2 protein-coding genes are annotated in these 13,426 nt (G+C 37.5%); both read right to left on the minus strand.

Going from position 1 to position 13,426, the window contains the following annotated elements:
- Positions 1 to 2: 2 nt before the first annotated feature.
- Positions 3 to 10,469 (minus strand): ESPR-type extended signal peptide-containing protein, encoded by a 10,467-nt coding sequence (locus EO127_RS06865; RefSeq protein WP_127448702.1) that lies wholly within the window; start codon positions 10,467 to 10,469, stop codon positions 3 to 5.
- A gap of 2,135 nt (positions 10,470 to 12,604) precedes the next feature.
- Positions 12,605 to 13,087 (minus strand): type III toxin-antitoxin system CptIN family toxin, encoded by a 483-nt coding sequence (gene cptIN, locus EO127_RS06870; RefSeq protein WP_127448703.1) that lies wholly within the window; start codon positions 13,085 to 13,087, stop codon positions 12,605 to 12,607.
- Between the last annotated feature and the right edge of the window lie 339 nt (positions 13,088 to 13,426).

Consider the following 13,426-nt stretch of genomic DNA (forward strand, 5'->3'; position numbering starts at 1 on the left):
GATTAACCTTTCTTAACATATTGAAGTACTTCCGCTAATTGTGCTTTTAAGTTATTAATTTCATCTTTTTGCACTTGGTTTTGTGCTTCTAAAGCTGATACTTTATCTTGTAAAGTATAAGAAGAACTGATAGGACCTTGACGGAATGTGTCTTTTACTGCTGTTTCATCTGCACGGGATCCAAATTTCCAGCTCACACCTGCATTCGCCATTAATTCATCACCACGGCTACCGATAGATGCGCCTGCATGGAATAAGGTAGACTCATTTTTGTAATGTGCAATACCTAATGCTAAGGCAGCTTCACCTTTATATGCACCCACACCAGCCATAATTGTTGTTGGCTCTAATGGATCATATTGTAAGTGACGTAATGCACCCATCGCTGCAGCTTGTGCACCCATACGGTTCATACGCATATTGATGTTATTGGCTACACCTTTTAATTGAGATACGTTAACTGCATCTGTATCAGCTACACCTGGTGCTACATTAGATATCACTTGGCCACCAGCAGAAATATTAGATTTCATTACTGGTTCACCTTTTTCGTTGACTACCGGATTACCTTTTTCGTCTCGAACAATAGTAGGAGCTCCGAAAGATACTATTTTTGTAGGATCTACTTTTGGATTACCATCTTTATCAAGAATTGGTTTTTTAGTTTTTGGATCTTTCAATATTGCTGTTTCAGGAGTGATGGATACGCCATTACCAGTAATCTTAGTGGATGTTCCATCTGGGTTCTCAAAGTGAGCAGAACTCATTTTTTCTAAATCTTTAGCTAATTGAATAGATAATTTACCATTGTCATGGAATACGCCAATATTGCCTGTTGTTGTATCTGCTTTCGCTACTGGCTTACCATTTTCACGGTTACCACCTGTAAATTCCATAGTGGAATTCAACGGTTTACTGATAGTTTCCCCATCATCACCTACAAAACGAAGGCCGTCATCCATAGTCGCCACATTACGAGGCTTACCATCTGTACCTGTGTATTGGATACGATCCATAGTTGGCGCATTTGGAATTGGAGTTTTACCTGCTTTTGGTGTGACTACAGTTTTTCCATCTTTTACTTCTACTGTAACATCTGCAGGTGCATACCAGTTACCATCATTTGCACGAACTGCATCTTTTGGTGTATTTTCCAAATCAGCTGGCGCTTTTGCTGTAGAAATATTTACTTGAGAAGCATCTTTTCCATCTTTGCCAGCATCTTTCAATGTTAAAGTACCTTTACCATCTTTAGCTTTAGCAGATACGCCATCGTTACCTTTAGCGTCTTTCACAGTCATAGCACCGTCTTTACCAGGTGCCACGTTAGCTACGTCTGTCGCTGTTAATGGTGTAACAGGTTGTACTTCTGGAGCTGGTTGACCGTCTTTCACAATTGCATTTGTTTTAGGATCTTTTGCAGAGCCTGCTGGATATGCTTTACCATCAATCATCACTGTATTTGCTGGATATGCTTTACCATCGATGAAAGTAGTACCTGCTGGATATACTTTTCCATCTTCTACCAACGCGTTTTCAGGATAGTATTTGCCATCTACTAATTTCAATGGGTTACCATCTTTATCTTTCGCTGGACCACCAGTTGTTACACTGTCAATATGAAGGTCACGGTTTACATCTACTTTCACATACGTTGTAGTAACTGTAGTACCATCTCTATCCTTTGCTGCATCCACTGCCATAGATACTGTTGTATTCGCACCATTTACATATTTTACGTTATCCTTAGGGTTAACTCTTTCATATGTTTTAGCCTTTTCACTGAAAGCTTTATCTGTAGAGCCAATACCAATATTCCAACCAGATTTTTGGATAGCTGTCGCTACAGAATTACCAGTTACATACGCATTACCATCATTAGTTACAGTATCTGTAGGAGCTATTGTGATTTCAGTCTTCGTAGCTTTACCAGTTTTAGGATCTTTTGTGTAAATTTTACCATCTTCACCACGAACAGCATGTGTTTCAGTACCATCTGCATTCGTAATAATTACATCGTTTGTTACACGACCTTCTTTTAAAGCTACTGTAATTTCACGAGTACCATCTTTTAATGTTTTACCTGTTATTTGTACGCCGTTGCTACCTTTAAACTCTACTTTGTTTGCATTACGCATTTGTTCAACATAGCCATTGTCATGCGCGGCTACTACAAAGCCTAAGTTTTGTAAATCACCTACTGTAGCTGCATTGTTAGGATTAGAGTTTTCAAAGTTTACGAGACCAGCTTTTTCAGTATTGTCTGGTTTCACCACTGGAGTTTGTGCATCAACATTAGGCTTAGGTTCACCATTTTCTAGATCACTAGCTTTGTACCAGTTACCATCATTACCTTTTTCAAGAATATCACCAGCTTTATTTTTAGTGGACAACGGGTTAGCTACTGGAGTTGGTTCTTTTCCATTGTTTTCTTCTGCTGTTTTTGGTGCTCCATTAGGTTTTACATCTGCTGCATTATACCATTTACCATCATTCGCTAATTTTACATCATCAGCAGGTTTGAATGTTTCCGCACCATTCGCTACATTACCTAATTGTGTTGGAGTCGTAGTTTGGTTATTTGGTGCACCTGCTGTATTAGCCACATTAGGGTTAACCATATTAGATTTCAATGGATTTTTTGCTGTATCAATTGGTTGAATTACATTACCCGCTTTATCCAATAAGTCACCATTTGGAGCTGTTTTAACAGCTGGTTTACCGTCTGGACCAATTGGTTGACCTTTTTCATTTACTGGGTAGAATTTATCGCCCACTTTAGATACTGGTTTACCATCTGCTGTTGTATATGTAATTGGTAAGCCTGTTACATTGAAAGTCACATCGCTTGTTGTGCCATCTGCTGCTGTAGTTACCACTGCAGTTGTATTGCCACCGTTTACGAAGTTTACAGTATCAAATGGTTTCACAAAATCACGAGCTTCGCCGTTATTTTGTAAGTTCCAACCAGCATTTAATACATCGGATACTGTAGCTGCATTGTTACCAGCAAAGTTAGGATTTGGTTTTCCATCTTTTGTTGGGTTCAATAAGTCAGCTGCTTCCGTTGCTGTCAATGGAGCTTTGTTGATATTGTTTACATCTCCTGCGGTTCCTTTTTCTGTACCATCAGGGTTTGTAACTTTTTTATCAGCATCATTCACCGCTGGGATATTGTTTTTCACATTATTCAATGTTGTTGGAGTTGTTGTACCTTCAGGACCATTTAGAGATGTAATTACATCACCTGCTGGTACTGTTTCATCTCCTTTACCTTTTCCATCTGGAGTTGTATGGTAAGTTACATTGCCATTTTCATCTTTGACTGGATATACTTTTTTACCATCTTTATTTGTATAATTCACAGGTGTTTGTGCATTATTTGTAGACACTTGGTCATCTACTTTTACAGTGATAGTACGTACACCATTCTCATCTGTTTTACCAGTAACGCTCGCTGTACCTTCACCTACGAATTTCACTTCGTTAGCATTACGTACTTGATCAGAGTATTTGTTACCTTCTGCAGATACAATCCAGCCTAAGTTTTGTAAATCACCTACAGTAGCTGCATTATTAGGGTTAGAGTTGCTGAAGTCAATCAACCCTGCTTTGCCAACGTTTTCTGGTTTTTCTACTGGTTGTACATTCTCTTTTGGTTGACCATTTGGAAGTACGTCCGCCGCATTATACCATTTACCATCATTACCTAATTTTTTGCCATCTACTGGATCAAATGTGTTAGCACCATTCGCTACATTACCCAATTGTGTTGGACTTGTAGTTTGGTTATTTGGTTTTTCTTTTGTATTTTCTACATTAGGATTCACCAAATTGGATTGTAATGGATTTGTTTTTGTATCGATTGGTTCAATAACAGTACCATCTTCTGTAACTGGTTTACCTTCTGCATTAGTTTTTACAGCTGGCTTACCATCTGGAGTAACCGGTTGACCTTTTTCATTCACTGGATAGTATTTATCACCAATTTTAGATACTGGTTTACCATCTTTATCTGTGAATGTCACAGGCAATCCTGTTACATTGTATGTAACATTGCTTGTTGTGCCATCTTCATTAGTAGTTACTACTGCTGTTGTATTAGCACCGTCCACAAAGTTTACAGTGTCATATGGTTTTACGAAATCTTTCGCAGTACCGTTGTTTTGTAAGTTCCAACCTGCATTCAGTACATCAGATACTGTAGCTGCATTGTTACCAGCAAATTTAGGATTTGGTTTTCCATCTTTTGTTGGATTCAATAAATCAGCTGCATCTGCTGCTGTAATAGGAGCTGCTGTATTGTTTTTGCCATCGATTGGGTTACCATCTACATCATATGCTTTTTTATCAGCATCATTTACAGTTGGTAAATTACTTTTCACATTATTCAATGTTGTTGGAGTTGTTGTTTGGTTGTTTGGAGCTGCTTCAGAGTTAGCCACATTAGGATTTACTAAATTAGATTTCAATGGATCTTTTGCTGTATCAATTGGTTTGATTACATTTCCATCTTTATCTACCAAATCACCATCATCATTTTTACCTACAACTGGGTTACCGGCTTCACTTACTGGTTCACCTTTTTCATTTACTGGGTAGAATTTATCGCCCACTTTAGATACTGGTTTACCATCCGCTGTTGTATATGTAATTGGTAAGCCTGTTACATTGAAAGTCACATCGCTTGTTGTGCCATCTGCTGCTGTAGTTACCACTGCAGTTGTATTGCCACCGTTTACGAAGTTTACAGTATCAAATGGTTTCACAAAATCACGAGCTTCGCCGTTATTTTGTAAGTTCCAACCAGCATTTAATACATCGGATACTGTAGCTGCATTGTTACCAGCAAAGTTAGGATTTGGTTTTCCATCTTTTGTTGGGTTCAATAAGTCAGCTGCTTCCGTTGCTGTCAATGGAGCTTTGTTGATATTGTTTACATCTCCGGCAGTTCCTTTTTCTGTACCATCTGGATTTGTAACTTTTTTATCAGCATCATTCACTGCTGGAATGTTGTTTTTCACATTTTTCAATTCTGTTGGACTTGTTGTACCTTCAGGACCATTGATAGATGTAACAACATTATTATTTGGTACAACTTCATCATTATCACCTTTTCCATTTGGAGTTGTGTGATATGTTACAGTACCATCATCACCTTTAATTGGATATACTTTCTTACCATCTTTATCTGTGTAAACTACAGGTGTTTGTGCATTATTTGTAGACACTTGGTCGTCCACTTTTACAGTGATAGTACGTACACCATTCTCATCTGTTTTACCAGTAACTGTAGCTGTACCTTCACCTACGAATTTCACTTCGTTAGCATTACGTACTTGATCAGAATAGTTGTTACCTTCTGCAGATACAATCCAACCTAAGTTTTGTAAATCACCTACAGTAGCTGCATTATTAGGGTTAGAGTTGCTGAAGTCAATCAAACCTGCTTTACCAACGTTTTCTGGCTTCGCTACTGGTTGTACATTCTCTTTTGGTTGACCATTTGGAAGTACATCCGCTGCATTATACCATTTACCGTCATTACCTAATTTTTTGCCATCTACTGGATCAAATGTGTTAGCACCATTCGCTACATTACCCAATTGTGTTGGACTTGTAGTTTGATTATTTGGTTTTTCTTTTGTATTTTCTACATTAGGATTCACCAAATTGGATTGTAATGGATTTGCTTTTGTATCGATTGGTTCAATAACAGTACCATCTGCTGTAACTGGTTTACCTTCTTCATTAGTTTTTACAGCTGGTTTACCATCTGGAGTAACCGGTTGACCTTTTTCATTCACTGGATAGTATTTATCACCAATTTTAGATACTGGTTTACCATCTTTATCTGTGAACGTCACAGGTAATCCTGTTACATTGTACGTTACATTGCTTGTTGTACCATCTTCATTAGTTGTTACTACTGCTGTTGTATTAGCACCATTCACGAAGTTTACAGTATCATATGGTTTTACAAAATCACGAGCTTCGCCATTGTTTTGTAAGTTCCAACCTGCATTCAATACATCAGATACTGTAGCTGCATTGTTACCAGCAAATTTAGGGTTTGGTTGTCCATCTTTTGTTGGGTTCAATAAGTCAGCTGCATCTGCTGCTGTAATAGGAGCTGCTGTATTGTTTTTACCATCGATTGGATTACCATCTACATCAGATGCATTTTTATCAGTATCATTTACAGTTGGTAAGTTATGTTTCACATTGTCCAACGTAGCTGGAGTTTTTGTACCTTTTGGTCCGTTAATGCTTGTTTTCACTGGACCAGTTACAGTATCGCCAGTACCATTTGGATTTTTCTTGAAGATTGGGTTACCTTGTGGATCTTTTTCACCAGTTGGATATACACGATCGCCATTTTCATCTGTGTATACTACAGGAGATACCGCATTATTTGCAGCTGCTTGATCGTCCACTTTTACAGTGATAGTACGTACACCGTTATCATCTGTTTTACCAGATACTGTGGCTGTACCTTCACCTACGAATTTCACTTCGTTAGCATTTTTCACTGTAGCTGTATAAGGTGTATCTAGACTACCAGTTGTTTTATCAGAAGATACAATCCAACCCATATTACGTAAATCACCTACAGTAGCCGCTGTGTTATCGCTAACTTTTGGCTCACTACCATCTGCTGGTTTAGATAAATCTACTAATCCATTATTCGCAGGTGTAGATCCTGGTACTTGTGCACCATCAACTGTATCACCATATTTATTCAAACCAGATGTTACATTATTTAATGCTGTTGGATCTGTTGTATTTGTTTTATCTCCTGCTGGAGTTGGATTTACTAAGGCAGTTTTTAATGGTTTTGTAGTATCTACTGGCTCAATAACAGTGCCATCTTCTGCAACTGGTTTACCTTCTGCATTCGTTTTTACAGCTGGTTTACCATCTGGAGTAATAGGTTGACCTTTCTCATTCACTGGATAGTATTTATCACCAATTTTAGATACTGGCTTACCATCTTTATCTGTGTATGTTACAGGTAATCCTGTTACATTGTATGTTACATCACTTGTTGTTCCATCTGCAGACGTAGTTACTACTGCTGTTGTATTAGCACCATTCACGAAGTTTACAGTGTCATATGGTTTTACGAAGTCTTTCGCAGTACCGTTGTTTTGTAAGTTCCAACCTGCATTTAATACGTCACCTACAGTAGCCGCATTATTAGGATTTACATAGTTAGAAGCTGCTGCATCTTTTGTATTAACAGGAGCATGTTCAGTAGTTGGCGCTTGTGTATCTTTTTTAGCACCATCTAAGTTACCTGCTACATTAGATAATGTAGTTGGTGCCTTAGTACCTTCTGGACCATTGATAGAAGCAATCACATTCTCTTTAGGGATTTCAGTACCTTTTCCATCTGGAGTTGTATGGTAAGTCACATTGCCATTTGCATCTTTTACTGGATATACTTTCGTACCATCTGCAGTTGTATAACTTACAGGTTGCTCAGGCATTTCTTGAGCCTCTGCTTTCACAGTGATTGTACGAATACCATTCTCTGTTTTACCAGATACAGTAACCCCACCTTCTCCTACGAATTTTACTTCGTCAGCATTTTTTACTTGGGCTGTGTATGCTTTTGTTAATTCACCTGTTGTTTTGTCCGAAGATACAACCCAACCCATATTACGTAAATCACCCACAGTAGCTGCTGTAGTATCAGGAACAGCTGGAGCACCTGTAGCTGGTTTACTTAAATCTACAAGACCCTCTTTTGGTGTTCCTGCTGGGTAATTTGTCAAACCAGATGTAACATTTTTAATTGTTTTACCACCATTATCTAAGCCATCTTTTGTCAAAGATACTTGATTTGCTGGCGTATCTTTTGGAGTGATTGTCATACCATTGCCATTGATTACAGTTGTATCACCAGCAGCATTTTTGAAACCAGCACTCGTTAAACCTGTCAATTCAGGTTTTAAGGAATAGATAAAGTTTTTACCGTCTTGTTTAATAGCAAGATTGTCACCCGCTTTGAAAGTAACTAAATCTCCAGCTTTAATTTTTTCTTCTGATTTACCAGTTTCTGTACCATTATCAACGCTTCCAGCAGTTGCTTTCCAAGCAGCATTGTTCACAGCATCTACCACTGTATTTACAGTAGCTAATTTATTTTCATCTCCTGTATTAGGAGCTGCTTTTCCATCATTACCAGTATTGATAGTACCAGTATTAGCTTTTAGTTTGCCATCTGAAGTTTTACCGATAGTCGCATCATCTGTATTAACAGAAATACCGTTTGCATTTGATGTAATAGATCCGTCTGCAGCTTTCACATCGAATTTTACATTCGCACCTTTAGCTGTGGTTACAGTATTACCATTTTTTACTTCTTCTTGTTTTGTAACAGTCACTGTTGTACCATTACCATTCACAAAGTTTACTTGGTCATCTGTGCCAATACCAGCCACTTTCGTTTTAGGGTCACCAGCAATGTTCCAACCTGTAGCTAATTTTTTAGAAATAGAGTTTAACTGAGAACCATTGATAGCATCTGTAGAATCATCTGCTACACGACCAGCTGCTACATTTTTTAATTGACGTTCTGCCCCAGAGCTACCAAAGGATACTACGTCACCTTCTGCTGTATTTGTACCACCAGCCCAGTTGAAAGTGTACGCTTTATTTGGTGAGTTATCATCAACAATATTACCATCTTTATCGTAGCTTACACTTAATTGACGTGAGCCTACTAAATCAGTAGTAGAACCAGTACCAATAGCCACCGCATTTTGACGTGTTGCATGAGCACCTACACCTAAGGCTACAGATCCAATTTCATTAGAACGAGCCCCTGCACCAATAGCTGTACTTAAATCACCTTTAGATAATGCATGCACACCTAAGGATGTGGAGGCGTGACCATTTTTATTTTTAGCAAAATCAACTGGAGCTGTGTCCATAGGAAGACCAGTCAATACTTCATACGCATCAGCTACTGTTCCTGTAGTTGGAGTCGTACCAGCAAAACTATATTCCCGGTTTACCGGTTTACCATTGATTTTTTCAGTTACGGTTTTTTTCACAACCTGTCCATTATCTTTTTGGAACTTTGTAGTTTGAGCCGCTGCAGAGGCAATATTCGCACCACCGATCATGATGGAGGAGTCACCTTGTGCATTCGTAGCACGACCCATAGCAATGGCGCCATCTTTACCAGTAGCTTTCGCTTGGTAACCTAAAGCAATATCACCATAGTCCGCCCAAGATGCTGTACCACCTGCTAAGGCATAGGCACCATTCGCTACGGAACCCATACCGATAGCTACTGCAGCTTCTGCATTTGGTTGTACCGTAGAACCAGCACCGATAGCTGTAGCACCAAAAGCACCCATACGAACTACGGAGTTAGTACCGATAGCTGTACCCAAAGCTGTTGTGGAATGGGCTTCCATACCGATAACAACAGAACCAGATTGACCATACGTAGATTTATAAGCCGTTGGCATATCACGACCTACAAGGTTTTTGTATTGTCCTGCTACTGTTGCTTTACTTTCCGTGTATGCTAAGTTATAGTCATCAATGGTATTTACATTCGTTTTATTCACTGCATCATCTGTGACAACTTGATATTTATTACCACGCAACGCATCTGTATCATTACCACCTAAGGCAACTACACCATCACCAGCAACTACCTGTCCACCGATAGCAATAGATTGATCACCAATAGCACGAGCTTCTACGCCAATCGCAGTACCTTCATTGATATGATTTTTACGATAGAATGTTAAATTATTATTTACATTCCCCCCTTGTAATGCTGCTTTCGTATCTGCAGGAGCCTTCTCATCTAAACCATAACCAGCTTTAACAAGCACCTCGGCATTATTATCTGCATTTGTATTATTGTTCACTAGTTTTCGATTGTTAGCTGGATCTACAATCACACCCGCACCAGCTTGTAAACCAATTGCTGTAGAGGCGTTCAAACGGTATTCACCATTTTGACCAAATGCTGTATAGGCACCACGACCAACCACTGTGTTAGGACGTTCTCCCTTGCCAGATCCCTCACTGAATGCATCACGGCCAATAACTACAGTACCTTCCGCAACTTTATCTGTGATTTTGGCATTTTTACCAATGACAATACTAGTATGACCTTGTACTTTTGTATCAGTACCAATCGCAATCGTATCTTGACCATTAGTATTTGTTGCCCCTTTACCTATAGCGATAGCACGTGCCTGATTCGCATTTGCCCCTTGACCAAGAGCAACCGCATCGGCACTTCCTGTCCCTGCATCATTAACAGCCCCTACATTTTGCATCACTGTAGGGCTTACTGCCATAGCCATAGCCGCTGTAGTCATCACAATCGCTTTTGCTTTATTACGACCTACACGCTTTGCTAATTCAGATACTACTACATAGCATCCCTTAGTTTTGTTCCAAACTACTTTATATACATGATTCAATCCCATATATACTTCTCCTTCTCTGTACTGCTTGTACGAACATTACATCTAACTTGTGTTTTATTTCTATATACTACACTCATTACTCATTCAGTATTGTTACAGCATAGCAAAATATTTCAAATCGACTCATATCGTATACTCAGATACCATATTGCGTAAAAGAATATAGAAAGATGATTCTTATATCAAACCATAACAAACTAAAAATAAACCTTAGTCTCCCAAAGGTCCTTTCGTGGAAAGCAATATTTATACACGAACCATACACACTACATATATTTGTTAGCCACGACCTAGCAAATAATTTATTGTGTAAATCTAGTTCAAATTATTTCGATATCATTATACATGAATTTGTATACATTATCAACCACCAGTTTAAAAATCTTTCACATTTTATCTGCAATCTATAGAATAACAGTATTCTTACTATCTACGACTACCTTCATTTGCTATTTATATATTGCATATCAATTCATATAAACTTTAATTTTATGTATAAATCATTAGTTTTAAGCAATAATTCGCATTTTTATTCCTAAATAAAATTAGACATCAACAGATATGTATTATTACATCCCAAGCTAACAATTTTACGATATTTATTCAAAATATTTATAATTAAATTATTGTGTATATTATTGTAGAAGAATTTAGATGTTACATTTCCTATCTACTAAAATTTCTCCATTTATTTGCACAATTAAAATTCACACAACTCATTGTATGCCACACTCAAAAAAATGTGTATTTATATATTTTAAGTAAAAAGACAATTGTTACTACCTCTTCCCACTCTGAGGAACACCATTACGAGTAGTAGCCTTTGTGGCATTCCTTACTATCTAACTTACACAAATGCAAAAGACCGCAACGTGCTCCTGAACAAACCTACCGTAGGATCAGTTTGAGAAGGAGTATGTTGCGGTCTTTCCTTTATCTTATTTAGTTACGAACGCCACAAGGCTACATAGCGTCACAAGTGACGACACATAGCAGAACAAGTGACGATTGTATTTGATAGCAAACTATGCTATACTTGGGGTATCAAAAAGAGAGCCATTAACGTGCGGTTAGCGTTAGGCTCATCTCAAAGACTACGAACTGATGATGCCTAACGTGTATAAGTACTGGTTATACTTATTTTTACGTTAGGCATTTTCATTGTCTATTTAAATAGATCTTTAAATAGGTCAATGATACTTACTATTACAGAAATTAGATAAAGCAATAAAGTATACTTTTCATACTTTCTCCTAGTATCACCTCCTCCTATACTAGGAAGAGACAAGCCTAACTCACGTTAGTAACTCTCTTACAATCATTATATATCAAAATATATAATATGTGAAATAATAACATTACGAATACTATTTTGGTGAACGCCATTACGAGTCATAGCATTTGTAATATTTCTATAACCTGTGCTATAATTAAACCAACAAAAGAAGAGCCATTGACGTCTGCTAGCGTTAGGCCCATCTCAGAAATTCTAAAAGTGAAATTTGCCTAACGTGTTAAGGTGTGCTAGACCTTATACGTTAGGCTTTTTCATTGTCTACTTAAGTAGATCAATGAGCTGAATTGCTAAACTAGCAATAGAAATCATCAAAGAGATTTTTTCATACTTAGTCATAGCAACCACCTCCTCCCATACTAGGAAGAGATGAGCCTAACAATACGTCAATGACTCTTGCATTTTTTATTATAACATAATTTATTCGTACTGTTTATATAAACCTAATACCATAATAATCAGCAAACTAAGCAAATCACAAGTTTGCAAATGACACTATTCCCTGAGGAACGCCATTACAAGTAGTAAGCCTTTGTGACATTCCTTTACTACCTAAATCAAACAAACACAAGAAGAGCACGATGTGCCCCGAACAAACTAAGACTAAGTCACGTTCACTTGTATCATAATTGCATCCACTGTAAAAAGAGCACGGCATGTTCCTGAAGAAACATTATGAAATACCGTTTCTGAAGGAATGTGCCGTGCTCTTCATTTGCTATATATCATTAATTGAATGTGACAATCATCAACAGGAGAGCACCGTGCGCTTCCCTTTGCCCTATGTAGTCACGAACGTCACAAGTGATGATTGTATTACATCTATAACCTATGCTATAAGTTATTTATTTAATAACAAAAGTCGTTCAATTTCCAATACATTAGGGAAAATTAATCGCATCCCTTTTCTTTGTAAAGCTAAAACTTTACGAGCTTTCTTTTGTAATTCTCTTTCAAATCGACCGTCAACTCTGACAGGTTTTTTATAAAATCCATCTACGTATTCATTTTTAATATATAAGATACTAACTGGACACATATTCTGAATTAGAAAAGCCTTCTCATACCCAAGAACTTCCCCAAATAAAATATTGTCACATTTTCCATATTTATCAATCTTCGTATTATATATTTTCTGAAATTTATCTACTTGCGATGAAAAAGGTATCATCCAATATAATTTAGTTGCTGTATCTAAAAAAGCATAAAAGCATGGTCTATCATGTAGCTGACCATCTATGGTTTCTTTATTTTTCATTAAGTGTGGATCTGGAAAATCTATAAAGTATTGATCTTTTATATAATAAAAGTGACCTGTATTCATAAACTCCTCCCTAAAAAATAGACCCCATTCTTTTGAATGGAGTCTAACTATTTGAGCTCGAACACTTATTGAGTCGCATATCGAGTAGCGACAACCATTTGAACTTAATCTTATTTTAGTTGCTTATTAAGTAACAACAAATATTAGAGATACTAGTATCTCTAATAACAGTATACGCATTGAAAAAGATAAAGTCAATAATAAAATCTATATCCTTCACCTGAGGAACGCCGTTACGAGTAGTAGCCTTTGTGGCGTTCCTTTACTACCTAAATCACACAAACACAAGAAGAGCACCGTGTGCCCCGAACAAACTAAGACTAAGTCACGTTCACTTGT

The organism is Veillonella sp. 3310, assembly GCF_003999875.1.
Lineage (GTDB): Bacteria > Bacillota > Negativicutes > Veillonellales > Veillonellaceae > F0422.

Bases quoted from the DNA above. Each gene is read 5' to 3' on its own strand.
- EO127_RS06865 (WP_127448702.1), bottom strand. From the start codon at position 10,469: ATGGGATTGAATCATGTATATAAAGTAGTTTGGAACAAAACTAAGGGA.
- cptIN (WP_127448703.1), bottom strand. From the start codon at position 13,087: ATGAATACAGGTCACTTTTATTATATAAAAGATCAATACTTTATAGAT.